Source organism: Streptomyces sp. NPDC020747 (assembly GCF_044334695.1).
Classification (GTDB): domain Bacteria; phylum Actinomycetota; class Actinomycetes; order Streptomycetales; family Streptomycetaceae; genus Streptomyces.
The window spans coordinates 129093-151451 of record NZ_JBIRTJ010000019.1 but is presented as its reverse complement, the minus strand read 5'-3'; the positions used below and the strand labels follow the sequence as shown (position 1 = coordinate 151451).

The following is a 22359-nucleotide window of genomic DNA, read 5'->3' as shown; positions in this document are numbered from 1 at the left end:
CCGCTCCCTACTCGTACCGGGGCCTGGGCAGCTTCGCCATCGCGGCGCGGATCATGTCCCTGACGTCGGGTACGTCGAGGCCGAGGCGGCGCAATCGTTCCGCGGCGTCGACGATCGTGATGTCGAGTCGTTGCGCGGCCGCGGCGAGGTGGCCCAGGCGGACCGGTCCGTCGTCGTTGATCCAGGACGCCCGGCCGTCCAGGTCCCGGCTCAGCAGGATCAGGTCGTCACGGATGTCGTCCGACTCCGGCCGGTCGTACCGGAGAGTGCGCAGTCCGTACGTGTCCAGCCGGGCCGCGATGCGGTTCGGGCTCGTCCGGAGCCGACGTGCGGTCAGCAACAGCTCGGGAACCGACACGTCCGTGTCATGTGTGTAGCGGTCCTCCCACAGGTCGAGGTCAATGTCCAGGAGCGCCTCGTCGAGTTCCGTGAGTTCCTCGGGAAAGGTCAGCGAGGTGTGCACACCGAGCTCGCGCAGCCTTTCCACCACGGCTCTCAGCGGCATCTCGAACTCCTCGGCCACTTCCCACAGCGTTTGGCAACTGACTTCGGTGCGGGGTGACCACAGGAACTCCGTGTCGTCGTCGGTGCCGAGCAGCATCCGGTCCGACGCCGACCAATCAGCTGACGGAGTCGTCTGTGCACGCAGTCCATAGGCTTCGAGGACGGTGGCCACGTCGGCGACTTCCATGTGGCACGACCTCGCGGCCGCCATGAGGTGGCCGTACGGCACTGTCTCCTCATGGCCGATCCAGCCGGGCTTCGCGTCAAGGCCCCGGCTGAGGAGGCGCAGATCGTGGGGTCCCCGGAGATCAGGCAGGTCGGCGACGGTCAGCCCGTACCGACGCAGCCTCGTGCACACGTCGGCGGGGGACAGGTCGGGGGTGCGCACGACCATCGAGAGAGCGTGTCCCGGCGGAACGGGGCTGTCGGTGTCCCACCACTCCTCGTCGCCCTCCCCCTCCCCGTCCATGCTCAGCAGGCTGAGGTCGAGTGGATCCGGCCGGTCCGGGAGTCCCGCGGCCTGGGTCACGACGAAGCCGTAACGTTCCATGCGCGCGGCCGTCTCCCGGACACTCACACCGTGCCGCAGATAAGCCTCGATGAAGTGTCCCAGTGGCACCGGCAGGTCGGTGGAGTGCCAGCCCGGCTCCGCGCTCCCGTCGAGGCTGAGCAGCGCGAGATCGAGCGGATCCGGGTCGGTGTCCAGATAGCGCTCGGTCGGCAACGTGGCGATACGCAGGTCCGCCGCGCGCCGGACGACCTGCCGCGGAGTCATGCCGGTCCGCACGGCGACCCACAGAACGTGGCCGGGCTTCGTCCAGTTCTCGTCGTTCAACCAGCTCCCATTGGTGTTGAACACGGCCGTGTCCGAGGGCAGCGCGGGAAGGAGCGGGCCCACCTCCGCCAGCTCGGGGACCAGTTCGACGAGCCGTTCCGCCCGGGCGTGGGCGAGGGTTCGCCACAGCAGAATGTGATCCGGTACGTGACTCACGGAGGTGGAGCGATCATGACCGGTGGTCCAGGCGACGAGTTGCTGGTCCTCCGGCAGAATGCCCACGTCGGCCGGCCTGAACGGGCGGCCGTCGGGCAGTTCGAGCTCCAGGTCGGCATCCATGACCGCTCGGGCGATGATGTCGGCCACCTTGGGGCTGGCACCGGCCACCTCGCTGATCCAGTCGTAGTTCAGGAGCTCGGACCCGGAGCGGGCCAGTTCGTCCGCCGCCGCGCACAGCAGCTTCTCCACGTCGTCCGACACGTCGTCGAGGATCTGGAGGCGGTCGATGGAGAGCTTGGGGACGAGTTCTCCCGTCAGGTTCACGACGGCTCCACGAAGGCCCTCGTCCCTGGAGACCCTGAACATCCGCGCCGCGCCACCGCGAAGGTCCGCCAGCACCCCCCGCCGCCGCGTCGGCCGGGTGAGGATCCCGTCGACCAGGACACCGCCTCCCTCCTCGCACCAGACCACCCGGGGCACGCCGCTGTCCGCCTCCGGCGGCCCTGTCACCTGTGTACCGAAAGCACGCAGTGAATCCTTGTCCTGTGCTCGCGGGTCCTTCCGCAGCCGGAACGTCCCGGCCTTCCACTTCGCCGAAATCGACGCGTGACTCGCCGAGGTGTCGAAGTCGGTGAAGCCCAGCAGCCGTGTCAGTTCCTGGACGCACGACGGCGCCCCGGCCCGCAGATGGAGCCGCACCGTCGTGCCCGCCTTCGAGCGAAAGCTGCCCGGCACGATGCGGAACAGCTGGTTGGGGCCGTAGATCGCGACCTTGTAGCAGTCGCCGGTGCCGCCGTCCTCCTTCAGCTTGCGTGTGACGACCTCGATCTCGTCGGCGATCATGAAGTAGCTCAGTACGCCGATGCCGAAGCGACTCACCGGGTACATGCGGATGCCCGCGGCCTCCCAGTTGCCGCGCTCGTTGCGCACGTCCGTCAGGTCCGTGAAGCGGGTTCCGGCGCGGGCGAAGACGCGGGTCAGCTCGGACTCGCCCATGCCGATGCCGTTGTCCCAGCAGTCGAGGTAGGGGCGCTCGCCGTCCACTCCCTGAGTGAAGCGGATCTGGCCCCGCCAGCGCTCCTCCTCACGGTCGATGCCCTCCTGGCGCGGCTCCTCGCCCAGGTACTCGGTTCGGGCCTTGCGATAGCGGCAGGCGTCAAGGGCGTTCTGGTAGAGCTCGCGAATCGCGAGGGCCGGGCTGCGGTACAGCTGGTCCCCCATCAGCAGGTTCTGCACCCGCCGCGGGTCGACCCGGAACTTGCTGTAACTCTCGAACGTCGGGGTCCCGTCCGCCCGGGGCGCGGCGCTCAAGCCCTCCGCGGAGGCGCGCATCGGCAGCAGGTGCAGCGGCTTCATCCCCCCGTCGGCACGGACCGCCCGGTGCACGTCGTCCAGAAGCACGTCCACCTGTTCCACGTGCTGCCGGAGCGCTTCGACCACCGCTTCGTGATGGCAGGTGGCCTGGAGCACCATGGGGCCGTGGTCGCTGTCCCAGAGGGCCCCGCGCACGGTCTTGCGCAGCTGCTCCAGGTCCACCGGGTGCGGGATTCCGAGGTTCTCCACCAGGTCGTCCGGCAGCGCGGGGACGTCCAGGGCGCGGGCCCGGGCGACGCCCAGGAGCGACACGAGCCGTTTCAGGCGGAGCTTCTGCGGCACGTGCAGGCCGTCGCCCACGGTGGTCGAGGTGCCGAAGCGCCCCAGTCGCTCGGGCCGGCACATCTCCGACAGGGGCAGCCGCAGGCCGTAGAGGAGTTGACCGGTCCTGTGCTGGTCGAACACGTCCTGCACGTGGGGTTCGCGCAACGTCAGCCGTCCGACCAGGTCGGCGTACGCGGTCCAGTGGTCCTCCCTGCCACGAAGGCCGTGGTCGAGCCACTGGTGGAACAGCCACCAGCCGATGTCCGACTGGGCACCGCCGGGACCGGGCAGCTGGCGACCGGGCAGTTTCAGCGTCGCGCGACGCACTAGCCGCTCGTACCCGTCACCGCAGAACTTCTCGAAGGAGGCTCGTGCCCCGCCTCCGCCCCGTTCCCCGAGTTCGGCGGGGCCGACATGGACTCGCCCCGCGGCGGTGCGGATCCAGAGCGTCTGGGACAGATACGGAGCGAGGGTCAGCAGCATGACCTCGACGGGATGGAAGCCCCAGTCCGCGTCCGTCTTGTCGCACACCACATGGTCGGCGTGGAAGCGAAACCGCGAGGCGAACTCCCGGTCCCACCAAGGGTCGCCCAGGAGTTCCCGTTCGCTGTCGTCGTGCAGCACTCCGAGTTCGGCCGCGATGCCCCGTGCCGTCGCGAGCGTTTCGCCCACGACAGGCCCATCCGGCAGGAGCGACCAGAGCCGCGAGGCCTCGACCTCGCTCGCCCACCGGTGAGGCGTCGCCTCGGGTGTGCCGGCCAAAGGTGCCTGTGCCGCTTGGGTGTTGATCACCAACGACTCGATGGTCCGTGCCTGGATCACCGGCCCGTGAGCGGTGGTGTCACTGATCCGGTTGTCCGCCGCGCCCCGTTCCGTCACACGGACAAGCGTAGAAGGAACCCCGTCCCAACGGTGAGGAAAACAACCGGAGTCGGAGGAAACTCGTGGCCGGAACCGGTGGAGAAGCCTTACCCGAACTGCACCGACCTCTTCGCCAGGCCCAGCCAGAAGCCGTCGATCACCGAGCGCTGGGCGTCCAGTTCGCCGGTGGCGTCCGCCGCGCCCAGGGTCACGAACAGCGGGGCGAAGTGCTCGGTGCGCGGGTGGGCCAGCTGTCCCGCCGGGGACCTGTGGAGGAAGTCGAGGAGGCCGTCGATGTCACCCGAGTCCAGGGCCCGGTGGCCCCACTCGTCGAACTCCGCCGACCAGCCGGGGATCCCGCCCTGTCGCAGGGCCGCCAGGTTGTGGGTGAAGAAGCCGGAGCCGACGATGAGGACGCCCTCGTCGCGCAGGGGCGCCAGCTTGCGGCCGATCTCCATGAGGCGGACGGGGTCGAGCGTGGGCATCGAGACCTGAAGGACCGGGATGTCGGCCGCCGGGAACATCTCCACCAGCGGTACGTACGCGCCGTGGTCCAGGCCGCGGTCCGGGACGTCCTGGACGGGCATGCCGGGGGCGCGCAGCAACTTGCGTACGGACTCGGCGAGTTCGGGGGCGCCGGGAGCCTCGTACCGCACCTTGTAGTAGTGCTCGGGGAAGCCCCAGAAGTCGTAGACCAGGGGGATGGTCTCGGTGGCGCCGAGGGCGAGCGGGGCCTCCTCCCAGTGCGCGGAGACCATGAGGATCGCCTTGGGGCGCGGCAGGTCCGCGGACCAGGCGGCGAGCTGGCCGGGCCAGACCGGGTCGTCGGCCAGTGGCGGGGCGCCGTGTGAGAGGTAGAGGGCGGGCATGCGCTCCACGACGGCACGTTCCTCGGTGGCGGCGGACATGGCGGCGGCTCCCTTGGGCACTCGTTCGACCGGCTCGGCCGCACCGGCCGGGCCATCTGCTTGAAGTCTCAACTTCTATAAAGTGAGGTTACTCCCCATTTGTTTAACATTCAAGGAGGAGTCTCGTACAGTAGATGCATGAACACGGCATCCGCTGACGAGCCGCGCTGGCTCAGTGACGAGGAACAGCGCACGTGGCGTGCGTACATTCATGCCACCACACTTCTTGACGACCATCTCGACCGCCAGTTGCAGCGTGATGCGGGCATGCCTCACATCTACTACGGCCTGCTCGTCGGTCTCGCAGAGGCCCCGCGCCGGCGGCTGCGGATGACCGAGCTGGCGATGAAGGCGAAGATCACCAGGTCCCGGCTCTCGCACGCGATCGCGCGGCTGGAGAAGAACGGGTGGGTGCGGCGGGAGGACTGCTCCTCGGACAAGCGGGGGCAGTTCGCGGTGCTGACGGACGCGGGGCACGAGGTTCTGATGCGGAGTGCGCCCGGACATGTGGCCGCGGTTCGGCAGGCGTTCTTCGACCGGCTCACGGTTGATCAGCAGAAGGCTCTCGGCGAGGCCATGTTGATCATCGCGGAGGGGCTGCAGCCGGAGGGTACGGGGGCGGACCTGCCCTGGCTTCGGTAAGGCTTCGCCGGGTTCCTTGTGCGTGCGGGTTGGTCGTGGCCAGGTCGCGCCCACGATGGGGGTCCCCCCGCTCGAGCGAAGCCGAGAGTGGGGGAGGAGCCGCACATCGATACAGCCCCGCGCCCCTAAAAGACTGCGCGGTTCCCCGCGCCCCTTGAAAGCCGCTCACGCGGGCCCCGGGCATGGATCTGCCCCGGCTCCACCGCTCTCGGAGCCGGGGCAGATCCCGGTTCGTACGTATGAAGGCGTCCCCACCCCTGCATACGTACGAGGTCAGTGGGTGACCCCATGCGGGTCCGGTGTCGCGCTAGTGGGCGATGACCGGGACCTTCACGTCGTCCTCGGTGCCTTCGAGGGAGCCGGCGGCCGCTGCCGTGGCGTCGGGGCTGCCGGCGTTGATGAAGGTGAAGGCGATTCCGGCGGCCGCGACGAGGATGCCGACGGCGAACCAGATCGCGTTGGTGTAGCCGTGCACCTGGGCCTGCAGCTGGACGAGCTGCTGCTGGGGCTGGGTGGTGGCACCGGCGATGTGGTCCTTGACGTACGCCGTGGTGGCCGACGCGGCGATCGTGTTCAGCAGAGCCGTACCGATCGCGCCGCCCACCTGCTGCGAGGTGTTGACCATCGCGGAGGCGACACCGGAGTCACGCGGCTCGACGCCCAGCGTGGCCAGGGACATGGCCGGCATGAACGCCGTACCCATACCGAGGCCGAGCAGCAGCATCGCCGGCAGGAGCAGGGCCGCGTACGAGGAACCGATCTCCATCTGGGTCAGCAGCAGCATGCCGGCCGCGGCGACCAGGAAGCCCGGGCCCATCAGCAGCCGCGCCGGGAGGCGGTTCATCAGCCGGGCGCCGATCTGCGTGGAGCCCGTGATCATGCCCGCGATCATCGGCAGGAAGGCGAAACCGGTCTTGACCGGCGAGTAGCCCTTCACGATCTGCAGGTAGTAGGTCAGGAAGAGGAACAGGCCGAACATCGCGATGATCGCGAGACCGAGCGAGAGGTAGACACCGCCACGGTTGCGCTCGGTGATGACGCGCAGGGGCAGCAGCGGGGCCTTGACCTTGGACTCGACGAGGACGAAGGCCGCGAGGAGCACCGCCGACGCGACGAACAGGCCGATCGTCATGGAGTCGCCCCAGCCCTCGGACTCGGCGCGGGTGAAGCCGTAGACGAGCGAGACCAGACCGAGGGTCGACAGGACGACACCCGGGATGTCGAGCGGCGAGCGGTTGCGGCTGCCGGACGGCTCACGGATGACGAAGTACGCACCGGCCGCGGCGACGACCGCGAACGGGATGTTCACGAAGAACGTCCAGCGCCAGTCCAGGTACTCGGTGAGGAAGCCGCCGAGGATCAGGCCGACGGCGCCACCGCCACCGGCGATCGCACCGTAGATGCCGAACGCCTTGGCGCGCTCCTTGGAGTCGGTGAACATCACCGCGAGCAGCGAGAGCGCGGCGGGCGCGAGCAGTGCGCCGAAGGCACCCTGCAGAGCGCGGGAGCCGAGCAGCATCGCCTCGTTGGTGGCGGCACCGCCGAGGGCGGAGGCGCCGGCGAAGCCGATGAGGCCGGTGACGAAGGTGCGCTTGCGGCCCCAGATGTCGGCGATCCGGCCGCCGAAGAGGAGGAGTCCGCCGAAGGCGAGGGCGTAGGCCGTGATGACCCACTGCCGGTTGCCGTCGGAGATGCCCAGGTCCTGCTGGGCCGAGGGCAGCGCGATGTTCACGATGGTCGCGTCGAGCACGACCATGAGCTGGGCGAGCGCGATGAAGGTCAGCGCTTTCCAGCGGTTGGAATCGGGGGCCTGCGCCGTTCCGGCGGTGGCCTGGGCTGTTTCAGACATGGAGGTACCCACTTCGGGACTTCGGATCGAAAAAGGCAGTGAGAGGGCGCGGCACGTCGTCGGTGACGGCCGGGAGACTCGGTACGTGGTCGAAGGCTCGGTACGTAACGGAAGGTTCGGGGCGTAAGTGGGGTTACGCGAGCGCTGGTCGGGTCGTCGCTGGTAAGGACCGCCGCGAGGGGCGGAAGTCATCGGTCAGGGTCGGCGCAGGTCCTCCATGGTCGCGGCCACGCCCGGCAGTTCGGACGGGGCCGGGGCCCGCAGACCGTCCAGGAACAGCTGCAGGTGGCGGTGGACGAAGCGGTCGAAGGACAGGGATCCGGTGCCGGCCGGGGGCCTGCTGAGCTGGGCCACGGCGACCATGATGTCGCCGACATCCACGTCGGGCCGGAGCTGTCCGGCCGCGCGGGCGCGTTCCATCAGCCGCTCGGTCAGATCCTCGATCCGCTCACGCGCCGCTTCCATGTCCGGGTGGTGCTGGTCGAAGGTGCTGGAGATCATCGGGCAGAGGGCCGAGAGCCGCTCGTCGGCACAGGCGTGCACGAAGCGCGAGAGCGCCTCGAACGCGTCGCCCGTCTCGGCGAGCGCGAGTTCGGCCGCCTCCGACGTACGGTCCATGACCGAGCAGACGACCTCCCGCACCAGTGCGTCCCGGTCCGGGAAGTTGCGGTACACCGTGGCGTTGCCGACGCCGGCCCGGCGAGCGATCTCGTCGAGCGGCACGTCGGGGCCGAACTCCACGAACATCTCGCGGGCGGCGGTGACGATCCGCTCCCGGTTGCGCAGGGCGTCGGCGCGCGGCCGGGTCACCTTGTGCTGAACGCGGACTGCGGTCTCCACGGCGTACTCCTTGAGCCGGTGGGTGCGATCCGGGGATCCACTCCCCGTTTCGCTCGGACACATGGCTAAACGGGGAAACGATCCCCGGTTATTTCCGAACCTCGAAGAGATTTCATGTGACCCGCGTCACACCCTTCTCGGGGCTCCCGCGAGCGAGAAACCCACGATCGGGCTCCTCCAGCGCGCGCCCGCGCATCCGGCGGCACAGGGTGATCGAACAGGGTGCAGCCACACCGGCCGGCTGCCTGGAGCGAAAGGCCCCTGCATGCAGCCGCCCAGCCGTCGGATATCCCCGCGCCGCCGCGCCGCAGCCTTCGCCTCGGTCACCGTCCTCACCCTGGCGGTCAGCACCTCGGCCGGGACCGGACATCTGACGACCGGTTCCCCCACGGCAGCGGGACCCGTCGCGCTGGCGCGCTCCTCCCCCCTCGGTCCCTGCATGATCAGCGGCTCGATGGGCGTGCAGATGTCCGAGGGCATCCCCACGCCGGCCGGCTACTCGCGTTCCACCGGCACCGTCCGCGCCCTGAACCTGATGGTCGACTTCTCCGACGCTCCCGGCGAGGGCAGCGCGCTCGACCGGTTCGGCGAGTTCTTCCCGCAGACCACCAACTGGTTCCGCACCAGTTCGTACGGCCGCCTCGACTACCGTCCCGAGGCCCCGATAGGCGGCTGGCTGCGGATGCCCAAGTCCTTCGAGGAGTACGGGATAGAACGCGGGGCCCCCTTCGACCCCGGTTACCGCGAGCTCGTCCAGGACCTGGTGGCCGCGGCCGATCCGAAGGTGGACTTCAGGGAGTACGACCTGCTGAACGTCCTGATGACCCCGAACGCCGGTCCCTCCGCCCTGGACACGGTCCTGTCGGTGACGTTCGCGGGCAACACGGAGGCGCCGGTCGCGGACGGGGTGCCCGTCGCCAACGCGTCCTTCGTCTACAGCCGCCAGGACGACGGCTCCGGTTCGTACGACGAGACCGGCTATCGCGTACTCCCCCACGAGAACGGCCATGTCTTCGGGCTGCCCGACCTCTACACCCAGGACGGGGGCGCCGCGGTCGGGCACTGGGACATCATGAGCGAGGACTGGGGGGCCGACAACGACCTGCTGGGCTGGCACAAGTGGAAGCTCGGCTGGCTCGACGACTCCCAGGTCGGCTGCGCGTCCGCGGCCGGCACCACCGAGCACGTCCTGACCCCGCTGGCCGAGCCCGGCGCCGGCGGCAAACTGGTCTTCGTCCCGGTCGACTCGAAGACGGGGTACGCCGTCGAGCTGCGCACCCGGACGGGCAACGACGAGGCGGTCTGCAAGACGGGCGTGCTCATCTACAAGGTCGACGCGAACGTCGACACCGGCCGGGGCCCGGTCACGGTGATCGACTCCACCAAGGACAGCGGCGGCTGCACCCGCAGCCCGAACGTCCACGCCGAGCTCTCCGACGCGACCTTCTCCCCCGGCCAGTACTTCAAGGACCTCAGAACCGGCATCCGCATCACCGTCGCGGGCATCGACACCAAGGGCAACCACCAGGTGTACGTGACCCGGGACCGGCAGGCGGATTCGTAAGGCGCGGCCCGGCGGGCGGGCTCGCCCTCCTTCGGACGGCCATGCCCCTTCAGGCGGCCGTGCCCCTTCAGGGGCGCGGGGAACTGCGCGACCCCAGCCACAGCGGGCCCGCAGCTTCTGCACGACTGTCCCCCGGATTCATTACCGTGGTCCGCACACCGTAATGGGGAGCCCATGCCACCGACCCACCTCACCCCTGCCAAGCCCGACGCAGTCGGCCCCGCAGTCGCACCCGTCGAGGCAGTAGCCCCGCTCATGCGGGGCATCACCGTGCTGCTCCGGCTCACCGAGGCGGGCGGCACGTCGAGTCTCAGCGCCCTGGAGAAGGCCACCGGCCTCGCCAGGTCCACGGTGGACCGCATCGCGGCGACGCTGGCCCGCATGGGATACGTACGTCTCGACGGTCGGGACGCCGTGCTCACGCCGAGGCTGATGGAGCTGGGCAACGCCTATCTGGCCGCGCTGCGGCTCCCCCGGCTGCTGGACGGGCGGGCCGACGCGCTCGCCGACGAACTGGACGAGTCGGTGTCGCTGGCGGTCGGCGACCGGGACGGTATCCGCTTCATCCACCAGGCGACCCGGCGGCGCGCGATGTCGCTGAGCTTCCGCATCGGCGATCTGCTCCCGGCCGAACGCACCGCGCCCGGCCCGCTGTTCGCCACGGAGTGGACCGACGAGGACTGGACGCGCTGGCGCGAACGGCGGGCCGCCGATCCCGGGGACCACGGTTTTCCCGCCGTGCCGCCCCGCGAACACCCCACCGGGGACGGGGAGTTCGAGGGGTTCGAGGAGCGGACGCGTGAGGCGGCGGCCCGTGGCTGGGCGCTCGACGACCAGTTGATCGAGCCGGGCCTGGTCGCGGTCTCCGTCCCCGTACGGGATCGCGGTGGGCGTATCGCCTGTGTGGTGAGCGTCGTGAGCCACACCAGCCGGCACACCGCCGGCTCCCTGCGGGACACCCTGCTGCCCCGGCTGCGGGCGACCGTGCGCGCGATGGAACGGGATCTGCGGGACGCCCCCGCCCAGCAGCCCGCCACACCCGCCGTGCCCGCGGGGCTCGCCACCTGGACCGGAGCCTCCAAGCAGGAACTGGGCCGGGAGTTCATCGAGTCGCTGGCCCGCGGGCTGACCGTGATCACGGCGTTCGGCGACGGCCGGGCCGAGCTGACACTCACCGAGGTCGCGCAGGCCACCGGGCTCGCACGGGCGACGGCCCGGCGGGCGCTGATCACCCTGGAGCACCTGGGTCAAGTGGCCGCCCAGGGGCGGACGTTCACGCTGACGCCGCGCGTCCTGGCGCTCGGCTTCCCGCCCCTGTCCCGTACGACGCTTCCGCAGATCGCGGCCCCGCATCTCGCCGAACTCGCCGACCGGCTGCACGACTCGGCGTCCCTCGCGGTCCTGGTGGGCGACGAGATCCAGTACACGGCACGCGTCGCCACCAGCCGCATCATGAGCGTCAACATCACCGCCGGCACGCGCTTCCCCGCCTACGCGACCTCGCTGGGCCGGGTGATGCTCGCCGGCCTCGCCGCGGCCGAGCGGGGCCCGTTCCTGACCGGCCTGCACGCGCTGACCCCGCACACGGTCACGGACCCGGATGCTCTCACGGCCGTCCTCGATCGCGTCCGGGAGACCGGATACGCCCTGGTGGACGGGGAGTTGGAGGAGGGCCTGCGGTCGATCGCGGTTCCGGTGCGGGATCGTACGGGGCAGGTCGTGGCGGCCGTGAACGTGGCGATGCACAGTTCTCGGCGGACCGTTGAGCAGTGTGTGGGCGAGGTGTTGCCGGAGCTGGCCACGACGGCAGGGCGGATCGAGGGGGACCTCCGGGTGGCGGGGCGGTTCGCCCGGGTGCCGGTCGCCTAGCCGGCGGGGTGACACCTGGTCCGCGGGGCACTACGTCGTGCTCGGCCCACGCAGACCGGAGGAGCGAACGGAGGTGACGGGGGCGGGCTTCACCGTCGTGGGGCTCGACGCGGCGGCCACGGACGCGGAGGTGGTGGTCGACGCGACGCCGGGGACGGTGTCCGTGGAACTGCTGGGCCCGGTCGGGGCGGCGGCCCTCTCCGGGAAGACGCTCCTGGGAGCGCTGATCCCGAAGGCGTCCCCTGAGCCCCCCCGAGGTCAAGACGCTGTGCACGCTGGACGCGTCGGTGATGGTGCGGCCGGACGCGCTGGAGGGCCGCAGCACCGTCTTCCTGTCCGGTGACAGCGGAGCGGCCGAGCGGCTCACCGACCAGTCGCTCACCGGCCTCGGCCGGTCCGCGGCCTCACGGCCGGACCTCGGCGGCATCGGCACCGCACGGGGTCAGGAGCACTTCGCCCTGCTCTTCATCGGCATCGCGGAAGGCCTGGGCAGCCACGTCTTCAACATCGACGTCGTCACGCTCCCGAGCGGGCCGTGACGCGGAACGGCGGGGGCACTCCGTCGACCCCCGCCGTTCCGTCCCGCCGCCCAGAGGGCACCAGCCCCTTGAGCGCCACCTCCGTGGCCAGCCGCGGCAGCAGCAGTGCCCAGAAGCGGGTCAGCATGGACTGGGACAGCCACTGCGCGTTCCGGCTGCCCAGGGCCCCGAAGCCCACGGTGGCCGCGACCACGGCATGGGCCGCGTCCTGCGGCGACACGTCACGCGCCAGCGCGCCCTCACGGGCCGCCTCGGCCAGTACGCTCTCCACCCACGTCTGCCACCGCCGCCGCAGATCCGCCCCGGCCGCCACGGGCACCGGACTCTCACTCAGATCGAACCCGGCCCGCAGGATCACGTCGTGCCGCAGGCCCCGGAGCAGCGCGTGCGTGGTGTCGACCAGCACCTGCATGGCACCGCCGGGCACAACGGGCCCGCCGACCCCACCGGACCCGGTACCCCTGGCGGTCGCGGCGACCTCGCCCCTCGCCCGGCCCTCGGCGGTGATGCGCCGGAGCCGCTGTGCCGCCGCCTCCCACACCGCCGAGGCCAGCGCCGCCTTGCTGGCGAAGTGGAAGTGCAGCGCGCCGTTGCTGACCCCGGCCCGCGCGCTGATCGTGGACAGGGACACGACGTCGAAACCGTCCTTGCAGAAGAGCTCGGCCGCCGACTCGATCAACGCGTTGCGCGTACGTACCGCGCGTTCCTGCTGGGCCATCAGAGCGCTCCGTTGCTGCGAGGGGCGTGCCAGAGAGGCGCTTTCACGATAACAAACCGCACGGGCGGTTTCTATTGTCGCGTCATTGCAATTGCTACCGCCACAGGGCCTGTTACTGCTCGTGCCCCTACTCCTGTTACTGCGCCTGCTCCTGCTCCTGCTGGTCGCGGAGCACGGGCAGCGACCCGTAGCCGTTGACGATGAAGGACTCCACCGGCTCGATGCCGTCCACCGGCGTCGCCAGGGACAGCCCGGGGAAGCGGTCGAACAGCCCCTCCAGCGCCACGCTCGCCTCGATCCGCGCGAGCGGCGCCCCCAGGCACCGGTGCACCCCGAACCCGAAGGCCAGGTCCTCGCGGCGGCCCGGGCGCAGCAGGTCGAAGACGGCGACGTCGTCCCCGTACGCCTCCGGATCCCCGGACGCGGCGGCGAAGGAGACCAGGATCGGGTCGCCCTTGCGGATCAGTACGCCGTCGGACCCGCTGCCGGAGTCGTCGGCGGACTCGCTGTCGGCCGGTGCGAGGTCCCCCAGCGCGATGTCGTCCACCGCGAACCGCATCGGGGAGTACGCCGCCGGGCTGTGCACGCGCAGCGTCTCGTCCACCACGTCCGTCCAGCCGGCCCGGCCGGCGCGGACGTGTGCGAGCTGTTCCGGGTGGGCGAGCAGGGCCGCGACGGCGTTGGTGATGAGCGTGCAGGTCGTCTCCTGGCCCGCGGCGATCATGAGGTAGAGGGTGCCGAGGAGTTCTTCCTCGGTGAGCCCGCCGCCCTCGTCCTGGTCGCGGGCCTCGATCAGCGCGGACGTCAGGTCACCGCCGGGTTCGGCCCGTTTCCCGGCGGCCAGTTGTGCCAGCATCCCGAAGACCTCGATCTGCGCGGCGGCCATCCGCTCGGCGGACACGGCCGTGCCGAACACCAACTCCAGCGCGGCGCACAGGGGTTCGCGGGCCTCCTCCGCCACCCCGAACAGTTCGCAGATGACCCGCATCGGCAGCAGCCGGGCGAAGTCGGCCCGCAGATCGACCTGTTCACCGGCGGGCACGGCGGCCAGGTCGTCCAGCAGCCCGGCCGTGATCTCCTCGATCCGCGGTCGCAGGGCCTCGCTCCGGCGCGCGGTGAACGCGCCCGCGACCAGCCGCCGCAGCCGGGAGTGGTGATCTCCGTAGGCGAACAGCATGTTCTCGTTTGCAACCCACGGATACAGCGGCCACTCGGGGCCTATCCGCCCCTCGACGAAAGCGGGCCAGTGCTGCCGGGCGTCCTTCGACACCCTTGGATCCAGCAGGAGTTGCTTGACGTACTTCTGCCGTACGGCCGCCCAGGCGACCACCCCGCCCGGCAGTTCCACCTCGGCGACCGGCCCCCTCGGGCGCAGCTTCTCTGCCTCCGAGGCGAGATCGCGCCCCGTCACGTCCAGCGCGTACGGGCAAGCAGACATGTCCATCCGTGCACTCCGTTCGGTCGGTCGTCGGCACGCCCCCGATGCGAGGGCGCTTCACTGAACGGCGGTCGCGGCCTCCGCGGACGCTCCGGCTCCGACTCCGGCTCCGTCACCGATCCCGGCCTGCGGGCCGGTCACGATGCCCACCCCCGGGCCGCCCACCGGGCCAGCCTCCGCCTCGCTCTCCCCCTCGGCCGCTTCCGCCTCCGCCTCCGTCTCGCGCAGTTCCATGGCCTCGCGGTGGATCCGCGCCGCCCGCTCCGGTGTGAAGTCCAGCCGGACGAGCACCCCCGGCACCGCGATCGACGGCATGAGATGCCGGTAGAGGTCGGCCACCCGCTCCGCCAGGTCCGCGCGGCCCGTCATGATCCGCGACAGCACCTGTACGCCGGTGAAGGCGCCGACGAACAGCTTCGCGAGCGAGTCCACATCGGCGTGCGGCAGGACCTCGCCCCTGGCCTTGGCCTCCTGGAAGAGGGCCTGGGTGTGGTCCTGCCAGGCCCGCATCGGCACCCGCCGGTTCAGGTGGTCCTTGGGCGACCCCTGGTCGACGGTCAGCCGCACGCTGCCCTGGACGATCGGATCGCCCGTGTCCCGCTTGAGCAGATACGCGAGCAGCAGCGCCTCGTCCAGCGACTGCTGGAGCTTCAGGTCCTGGTCGGGTACGCGCGGCAGGGAATCGACCTGTGCCGCGAGGACCGCCTGGGCGAGCTCCTCCTTGGACGTGAAGTGGAAGTAGAGGGCGCCCTTGGTCATGCCCGACTTCTTGAGGACGTCCGAGATGGTCGCCGCTTCGTATCCGACCTCGTCGAACACCTCGGCCGCCGCGACGAGAATCGCCCGCCGCGTCCGAATGGCCCGCTCTTGCCGCGCCACGAACAACCTCCGTACCATCCCGCACATCGGGAAAAGAGACCATGAGGTCCGTACTGGGCAGCTGCGACCTCGCGGCAAGAATAAAACCAGCTGAACGGTTTCTCAAGGATTCACCCACATGGAACTGGCGGCCCCCGCGATGAGCTGCGCGGACGCGTCGGCCGCGCCATGAGCGCCCCCTAGGGCTCCCCCCAGTGAGCGCCTCCGCCCCTCCGAGCACCCTTGAGCGCCTTGAAAACAAAACCGGTTGGTACGTATCTTCGGTGCGCAGTGGTTCGTACCTGACCGGTTCCCACACCCAGGGGAGTTCGATGGCCGTGCCCGCACACATCAAGACCCACCCCGTCGCCGACGAGCTGGCCCAGCTGCTCTTCGAGGGCGCCGATCGCGAACGCGTGCACGGGGCCTGGCGTCGGCTCGTCTCCGGCAAGGAGTTCGCGTACCGCCCCGGACTGCCGCCCGAGGAGCGGACGGCCCTCTCGTACGAGCGGCTGCGGCTCCTCAACGACGCGGCCGGTGATCCGGTGGAGCTGGCGGCCGATCCGTACCGTCTCGCCGGGCTGCACGAGTGGACGGGGCCGGTGGACGGCGGGCTGACCACGCTCGCGAGCATCCACTACAACCTGTTCCTCGGCAGCGTCCTCGACCACGACGACGGCCGGGACAGGGACCTGTCCGCCTTCACCTCACTCCGGCGCACAGGAACGTTTCTCTGCACGGAGCTGGAGCACGGAAACGATGTCGCCTCGATGGAGACGGTCGCGGTGTTCGACCGCACGACGGGCGGCTTCCACCTCACCACCCCGACGCCGGGCGCGCGGAAGTTCATGCCCAACACCAGCCTCACCGGCGGCCCCAAGACGGCGGTGGTCGCCGCACACCTCGTCGTCGACGGCGAGGACCAGGGCACCTTCCTCTTCCTGACCCCGCTCAGCGACGAGAACGGCCACCTGCCCGGTGTACGGGTCCGGCCGCTCCCCCAGCGCACCGGCACCCCGGTCGACCACTGCCTCACCTCGTTCGACCGGGTGTGGCTGCCTCGCGAGGCGCTCCTTGAGGCCGAGCACGGGCGGCTCGGCGCCGACGGGACGCTGGCCAGCACCCTCGGCAACCGGCGCAAGCGGCTGCTGCGCTCCATCAACCGCGTCACCATGGGCAAGCTGTGCATGAGCGCCGGCACCCTGGGCATGTCGCGCGCCGCGCTGACCATCGCCGTGCGGTACGCCCACAGCCGCCTGCTGTCCGGACCGAAGGCGGGCGAGCGCGTTCCGCTGGCCGCCCACCGCAGCCACCACGGCCGGCTGCTGCACGCGCTGGCGACGGCGTACGCGATGACGTTCCTGCACCGCTCACTGGTGAGCCGTTTCGCCGCGCACGCGGACGAGGAGCGGGGCGAGGTGGAGCGCGAGGTGGCCGTGGCCAAGGGCTGGATCACCTGGCAGGCCCGCGCGATCACCACCGAGTGTCGCGAACGCTGCGGCGCCCAGGGCCTGTTCCCCGCCAACGGACTGGCCGACCTCCCCCTCAACATCGAGGGCGGCATCACCGCCGAGGGCGACAACCTGGTGATCTGGGTGAAGGCCGCCTCCGAGATGGTTTTCGGCCACCAGGGCGTACGGGCCGGTGAGTCCGGCGATCCCGAGGGCCGGGAACTCACCGAACTCCCCTTCCTGCGCGACCTGTTGGCCGAGACCGAGCGCATCTGGCAGGACCGGGCCCGCACGGCCCTGCGCGAGGGCCCCTCGGGCGACCCGGTCGGCCGCTGGAACGTGACCTCGGAGGCCGCCCTGGAGATGGTCTCCGCACACGCCCGCCTCCAGGCCGCCGACGCGTTCCTCGCCGCGGCGGCCCGGGCGCGGAACCCCCGGGCCGGCTTCCTGATGCGGAGCCTGTGCCGGCTGTTCCTGCTGCGGCAGCTCGGCGAGCACACGGGGGACCTGCTCGCCGAGGGGCGGCTGACGCCGGATCACGTACGGGCCCTGCCGAAGGCCGTCGACACGGTGGTCGCGGAGCTCGCCCCCCATCTCATGACCCTGGTGGACGCCTTCGACCTGCCCGCGGAGGTGCTGTCGGGCATTCCGATCGCGAGCGGGGGGTCGGTGGGCGGAGACGAGGTCGAGTGGGAGGAGACGGGGGTGAGGGCCGGGGTGGTGGTTGCGGGGTCGCGTTGAGGGGTGGAAGGTGCGGGTTGTTGTGCGTCTGCGGGCCCGTCGGGGCCGGCCCGCACATGTACGACGACCCTCGCCTTCCTCCTAGCGGACCAGACAAGGCCGCTTGGGGTCGAACTGCCAGTCGGGGACGAGGTACTGCATCCCGGTGGCGTCGTCCCGCGCGCCGAGGGCCTTCTCCTTGTACAGCTCGTGCGCGGCGAGGAGGCGGTCCATGTCCAGGTCGAGGCCCAGGCCGGGAGCGTCGGGGACGCGGATCTCGCCGTCGGTGATGCGGGGCGGGGTGACCGTGAGGCGTTCCAGGCCCTCCTGCCAGATCCAGTGGGTGTCGAGGGCGTTGTACTCGCCGGGAGCCGCCGCGCCGCAGTGGGTGACCATGGCGAGCGAGATGTCGAAGTGGTTGTTGGAGTGGCAGCCCCAGGTCAGCCCCATGGCGTTGCACAGCTGGGCCACCCGCACCGAGCCCTGCATGGTCCAGAAGTGCGGGTCGGCCAGCGGGATGGAGACCGACTGGAGAGCGAGGGCGTGGGTCAGCTGACGCCAGTCCGTGGCGATCATGTTCGTCGCGGTCGGGAGCCCGGTGGCACGGCGGAACTCGGCCAGGATCTCGCGCCCCGAGTAGCCGCCCTCCGCCCCGCAGGGGTCCTCGGCGTAGGCGAGGGTGCCGACGAGCGGCTTGCAGAGTTCGATCGCCTCGCTCAGTGACCACGCGCCGTTGGGGTCGAGGGTGATGCGGGCCTCGGGGAAGCGGTCCTTGAGCGCGCGTACCGCCTTGACCTCCTCCGCGCCCGCCAGGACCCCGCCCTTGAGCTTGAAGTCCCGGAAGCCGTACAGGTCGTAGGCGGCCTCGGCCTGGCGGACGATCGCCTCCGGCGTCAGGGCCTCCTCGTGCCTGACGCGGTACCAGTCGACGTCCGAGTCGGGCTCGCGGACGTACTCCAGGTCGGTGCGGTCGGGGTCGCCGACGTAGAAGAGGTAGCCCAACACCCGTACGGAGTCGCGTTGTTGGCCGTCGCCGAGCAGGGCCGCGACCGGGACGTCGAGGTGCTGGCCGAGGAGGTCGAGCAGCGCCGACTCGACGGCCGTGACCGCGTGCACGGTGGTGCGCAGGTCGAAGGTCTGAGCGCCGCGTCCGCCCGAGTCGCGGTCGGCGAAGCGGGCGCCGATCTCGTGCAGGACCCGCTTGTAGTCGCCCACCTTCGCGCCGACCACCAGGGACTCGGCGTCGCGGAGGGTCTGGGTGATCTTCTCGCCACCGGGCACCTCCCCCAGTCCCGTACGGCCCTCGGAGTCCTTGAGGACGACGATGTTGCGGGTGAAGTACGGGCCGTGGGCGCCGGAGAGGTTCAGCTCCATGCAGTCACGGCCGGCGACGGGATAGACGGCGAGGTGGGTGACGGTCGGCTGGCTCATACGGGTCGAAGTCCCTTGTGTGTGGTGGTGGTCGGGGCCGGTGGTCGAGGACTTCACAGGCTGAGGACGTCCAGGGCCCACTCCAGCGCCAGGACGCCGCCCAGGCCGATGATCGCGAGCACCGTCGTGTAGGTGGTCCTGACCTTGATCGCCTCGATGACGGAGAGGTTGAAGTACTCCTTGAACAGCCAGAATCCCGGGTCGTTGACGTGGGAGAAGGCGATCGACCCGCACGACACGGCGAGCACCATGATCTCGGGGTGGACGCCGCTGCCCGCGAGGAGCGGGAGGACCACGCCGGAGGCCGTGACGACGGCGACCGTCGCCGAGCCGAGGGCCACGCGGAGGATGACCGCGATGAGCCACGCCAGGATGATCGGCGAGATGGACCAGCCGTCGGTGGCGTCCTTGATGTAGTCGGAGATGCCGCCCTCGACGAGGACGTTCTTGAAGGCGCCGCCCGCCCCGATGACCAGCAGGATCATCGCCATCGCCTTGGCGGCGGAGGTGCAGGAGGCGCTGACCTCCTCCATGCTGCGGCCGATCCGCGGTCCGAACGCCCAGATCGCCAGCAGCAGCGTCAGCATGAGCGCGATCGGTGCCGAGCCGATGAACGCGACGAAGTTCAGGAACGGGCTCTCGCCGGACGTGGCCATGTCCGTCACGGCGGCGCCCGCGATCAGCACCACCGGAAAGAGGGCCACGAACAGCGACCAGCCCATGCCGGGCATCTCCTCGTCGGCGAACTCCCGCTCGCTGACCAGGCCCGTGGGGATGGCCGGGTTCATCCGCTTGATGAACGGCAGCCGCGGCCAGGCGAGCGCGATGATCGCACCGGCGGGTACGGCGATGAAGAGGCCGTAGAAGAGGGTGTGGCCGACGGACGCGTGGAAGGTCGCGGCCACGGCGGTGGGGCCGGGGTGCGGCGGCAGGAAGCTGTGCATCGTGGACAGCGCGATCGACATCGGCAGGCCGACCCAGAGCAGGTTCGCTCCGGTGACCCTGACCAGGGTGAACGCGATCGGCACGATGATGATGAAGGCGACCTCGTAGAACATGGTCACGCCGATGAGCATCGACGTGACCACCATGGCGACCTGGACCCAGCGGGGGCCGAACGCGTCGAGGAGCTTGCCCGCGATGCGCTGGGCCGCGCCCGAGTCGCCCATGACCCGGCCGACCATCGCGCCGAGGCCGATGGTGAGCATCGTGTCGCCGATCTGGCCCCCGATGCCCTCCGAGAGGACGTCCGGGATCTCGGCGACCGGTATCCCGCGGACCACGGCTACGCCTATCGCCACGAGGAGGAGGGCGGCGAAGCCGTTGAGTTTCAGGCGGGTCATCAGGAGCAGCAGGATCAGGACGCTGATCCCTACTACGAGGAGAGGCATGGACAGTTCCCCTTTGAACTGTTGGGCGCTTGTGGGGGGGCTCCGCCGGTTCCGCGGGGGGGGCGGTTTAGGTGGCTTGATGGGTGGGGGTGGGTGGGGGCTGGGTGCGCGGTTCCTCGCGCCCCTAAAGGCACCAGTCAGCGGGCGCCTGTCAGGGCCAGGCCGGTGGCGAGGATCTTTTCCAGGGCCGCCAGGTCGGTCGGGGTCGGGTCCGTCAGGGGGGCGCGGACCGGGCCCACCGGGAGGTCGCGGAGGCGGGCGGCTGCCTTGACCAGGGAGACGGCGTAGCCCGGGACCCGGTCCCGGAGTTCCACGAGGGGGACGTAGAAGTCGCGCAGGAGCTTGGTCGTCGTCGCGTGGTCGTCGGTGTGCAGGGCCCTGAAGAAGGCGTTCGCGATCTCGGGGGCGAAGGCGTGGACGGCCGACGAGTAGGCGGGGACGCCGACGGTGGCGTACGCGCGGGCCTGGATCTCGGCGGTGGAGGCACCGTTGAAGAAGAGGAAGCCGTCGGGCGCGGCGAGCGTGAGGCGCTGGAGCCGGTCCAGGTCGCTGTGACCGTCCTTGAGGCCGACGACGGTCGGGATCTCGGCGATCCGGCGCAGGCCCTCGGCGGTGAAGGCGACCTGGCCGCGCTGGTACGCGATCAGCGGGAGCGAGGTGCCTGCGGCGATGTGGCGCAGTTGCTCGACGAGTCCGTCCTGCGGGGCGGCCACCAGATAGTGCGGGAGTACGAGGAGGGCGTCGGCGCCCGCCTCCTCGGCGATCCGGGCGAAGCGGCGGGCCTGCGCCCAGCCGTAGCCGATGCCCGCGACCACCGGCAGCCGGCCGGCGGCGATCTCGACCGTGGCCCGGACGACCTCGCGGTACTCCTCCTCGTCCAGCGAGAAGAACTCACCGGTGCCGCAGGCGGGGAAGACCGCGCCCGGGCCCGGCGAGGCCGCCAACTGGCCGGTCAGGTAGGTCCGGTACGAGTCGAGGTCGAGGCCGCCGTCGCTGTGGAAGCTCGTGAGCGGGAAGGACAGCACCCCGCCCGCCATGCCGTCACGCAGCCGCTGGACAGTGCCTTCGGCCTCCGCGCTGATCCCTGTCATGAACGCTGTCTCCATATGCAGATGCTGTTTACGTATGGAGATGGAGGTTAAGTTGGTGAACGCGATGGGTCAATGGGTGCGACACCTCGGATTTACGATGAGCCCCATGCCGGAGAGCGAAGAGGTGCACGGCGGGCACGGCGGAGGGGTGCGTAGCGAGGGTGCGCCGAGCGGAGGGGCCCATGGGCCGCGGACCCGTACAGGGGTCTCGGGCGTCCGTGAGGTGAAGTCCGCGGCCCGTACCGTCGAACTGCTCGAACTGCTCGCCGCGCGCGGCGACCGGCCCGCCCGCCTGGACGAGCTCGCCGAGGAGCTGGGCGTACCGCGCAGCAGCATGTACCAGCTGCTGCAGACCCTCGTCGACCGCGGCTGGGTGCGCTCCGACACCACCGGCTCCCTGTACGGCATCGGGATCAGCGCGCTGCTCACCGGCACGAGCTACCTCGACGGCGACCCGCACGTCCGCGCGGTCCGCCCCTATCTCGACGAGGCCTCGGAGGCGCTCGGCGAGACGATCCACCTGGCCCGGCTGGACGGCCCGAACGTCGTCTACCTCGCGACCCGCGAGTCCCACGAGTACCTACGCACCATCAGCCGGGTCGGCCGCCGGATCCCGGCCCACGCGGGCGCCCTCGGCAAGGCGCTGCTCGCCGAGCGCCCCGACGACGAACTCCCGCTCCCAGAGGGGCCGTTGGCCGCCCTCACGGAGAACACCCACACCGATCGCGCCGCCCTGCTCGCCGACCTGGCGGAGGTGCGCGAGCGCGGCCACTCCGTCGACCGCGAAGAGACGGTGACCGGCATCGCGGGCTTCGGCTTCGCCCTGCGGTACGACTCACCGGCCATGGACGCCATCAGCTGCTCGGTGCCGGTGGCCCGGCTCGACGCGGAACACGAGGCCCGGGTCGTCGCGGTCATGCGGGAGATCCGGACAAAGATCGAGAGCGGCCTGTCACCCGCGTCGGGCGCTCCCGACTGGCGTTGACCCGCCGTTGTCCTTCCTCGCAGGAGGCTCCCCTCCCAGCCGACCGGCCACCGGACGCCCACGGACGG

Annotated in this window: 15 protein-coding genes and 1 pseudogene; 6 read left to right on the top strand and 10 right to left on the bottom strand. The window is 70.6% G+C overall.

Annotated elements, in window-relative coordinates; translation table 11 throughout:
- Positions 1-7: 7 nt before the first annotated feature.
- Together ACH4YP_RS39630 and ACH4YP_RS39625 are read right to left on the bottom strand one after the other, a co-directional pair.
- On the bottom strand, positions 8-4015 hold the full coding sequence (locus ACH4YP_RS39630; RefSeq protein WP_398495917.1) for a hypothetical protein: 4008 nt from the start codon (positions 4013-4015) through the stop codon (positions 8-10).
- Positions 4016-4104: 89 nt separating this feature from the next.
- On the bottom strand, positions 4105-4905 hold the full coding sequence (locus ACH4YP_RS39625) for a class III extradiol ring-cleavage dioxygenase (protein ID WP_361051838.1): 801 nt from the start codon (positions 4903-4905) through the stop codon (positions 4105-4107).
- A gap of 138 nt (positions 4906-5043) precedes the next feature.
- Between ACH4YP_RS39625 and ACH4YP_RS39620 the strand changes: the two genes are divergently transcribed.
- Positions 5044-5547 (top strand): MarR family transcriptional regulator, encoded by a 504-nt coding sequence (locus ACH4YP_RS39620; protein WP_361051835.1) that lies wholly within the window; start codon positions 5044-5046, stop codon positions 5545-5547.
- Between the two features lie 307 nt (positions 5548-5854).
- Here the strand turns inward: ACH4YP_RS39620 and ACH4YP_RS39615 are convergent, their stop codons facing one another.
- Complete coding sequence (locus tag ACH4YP_RS39615; protein WP_361051833.1) at positions 5855-7396, bottom strand: MFS transporter; 1542 nt, start codon at positions 7394-7396, stop codon at positions 5855-5857.
- A 195-nt stretch (positions 7397-7591) separates the two neighbouring features.
- Complete coding sequence (locus ACH4YP_RS39610) at positions 7592-8236, bottom strand: TetR/AcrR family transcriptional regulator (RefSeq protein ID WP_398495914.1); 645 nt, start codon at positions 8234-8236, stop codon at positions 7592-7594.
- 265 nt (positions 8237-8501) lie between these two features.
- On the opposite strand from ACH4YP_RS39610, the gene ACH4YP_RS39605 reads away from it, so the two are divergent.
- The 3 genes from ACH4YP_RS39605 to ACH4YP_RS39595 all read left to right on the top strand — a co-directional run bounded on the left by ACH4YP_RS39605 (position 8502) and on the right by ACH4YP_RS39595 (position 12208).
- Positions 8502-9800, top strand: coding sequence for a M6 family metalloprotease domain-containing protein (locus ACH4YP_RS39605; protein WP_398495912.1), 1299 nt, complete (start codon positions 8502-8504; stop codon positions 9798-9800).
- Between the two features lie 174 nt (positions 9801-9974).
- Positions 9975-11669, top strand: coding sequence for an IclR family transcriptional regulator C-terminal domain-containing protein (locus tag ACH4YP_RS39600; RefSeq protein ID WP_398495910.1), 1695 nt, complete (start codon positions 9975-9977; stop codon positions 11667-11669).
- Positions 11670-11959: 290 nt separating this feature from the next.
- Positions 11960-12208, top strand: a complete 249-nt coding sequence (locus tag ACH4YP_RS39595; RefSeq protein WP_398495908.1) for a hypothetical protein — start codon at positions 11960-11962, stop codon at positions 12206-12208.
- Here the strand turns inward: ACH4YP_RS39595 and ACH4YP_RS39590 are convergent.
- The 3 genes and pseudogenes from ACH4YP_RS39590 to ACH4YP_RS39580 form a co-directional block, all read right to left on the bottom strand.
- The gene (locus ACH4YP_RS39590; protein ID WP_361051820.1) at positions 12186-12926 is read right to left on the bottom strand and encodes a TetR family transcriptional regulator; all 741 of its coding nucleotides are present in this window, start codon (positions 12924-12926) and stop codon (positions 12186-12188) included. The two genes, ACH4YP_RS39595 and ACH4YP_RS39590, sit on opposite strands and share 23 nt — an antisense overlap.
- A 136-nt stretch (positions 12927-13062) precedes the next feature.
- Entirely contained in the window at positions 13063-14370 is a 1308-nt protein-coding gene (locus ACH4YP_RS39585; RefSeq protein WP_361051817.1) for a cytochrome P450, read from the bottom strand.
- 201 nt (positions 14371-14571) lie between these two features.
- A pseudogene (locus ACH4YP_RS39580) lies at positions 14572-15243 on the bottom strand (ScbR family autoregulator-binding transcription factor); the annotation flags it as partial.
- Between the two features lie 311 nt (positions 15244-15554).
- Here ACH4YP_RS39580 and ACH4YP_RS39575 point away from each other — a divergent pair.
- The gene (locus tag ACH4YP_RS39575) at positions 15555-17414 is read left to right on the top strand and encodes an acyl-CoA dehydrogenase (RefSeq protein ID WP_398495906.1); all 1860 of its coding nucleotides are present in this window, start codon (positions 15555-15557) and stop codon (positions 17412-17414) included.
- An 81-nt stretch (positions 17415-17495) separates the two neighbouring features.
- On the opposite strand, the gene ACH4YP_RS39570 is transcribed toward ACH4YP_RS39575, so the two are convergent.
- Genes ACH4YP_RS39570 through ACH4YP_RS39560 form a run of 3 tightly spaced genes read right to left on the bottom strand, consistent with a single transcriptional unit; the run spans position 17496 to position 21306 of the window.
- Entirely contained in the window at positions 17496-18824 is a 1329-nt protein-coding gene (locus ACH4YP_RS39570; RefSeq protein WP_361051808.1) for an enolase C-terminal domain-like protein, read from the bottom strand.
- Positions 18825-18877: 53 nt separating this feature from the next.
- Entirely contained in the window at positions 18878-20296 is a 1419-nt protein-coding gene (locus ACH4YP_RS39565; protein ID WP_398496021.1) for a gluconate:H+ symporter, read from the bottom strand.
- 56 nt (positions 20297-20352) lie between these two features.
- A complete protein-coding gene (locus ACH4YP_RS39560; protein ID WP_361051802.1) occupies positions 20353-21306 on the bottom strand; it encodes a 5-dehydro-4-deoxyglucarate dehydratase in 954 nt (317 codons plus the stop codon).
- A gap of 223 nt (positions 21307-21529) precedes the next feature.
- Here ACH4YP_RS39560 and ACH4YP_RS39555 point away from each other — a divergent pair, with 223 nt between their 5' ends.
- A complete protein-coding gene (locus ACH4YP_RS39555; RefSeq protein ID WP_398496019.1) occupies positions 21530-22291 on the top strand; it encodes an IclR family transcriptional regulator in 762 nt (253 codons plus the stop codon).
- Positions 22292-22359 lie beyond the last annotated feature (68 nt).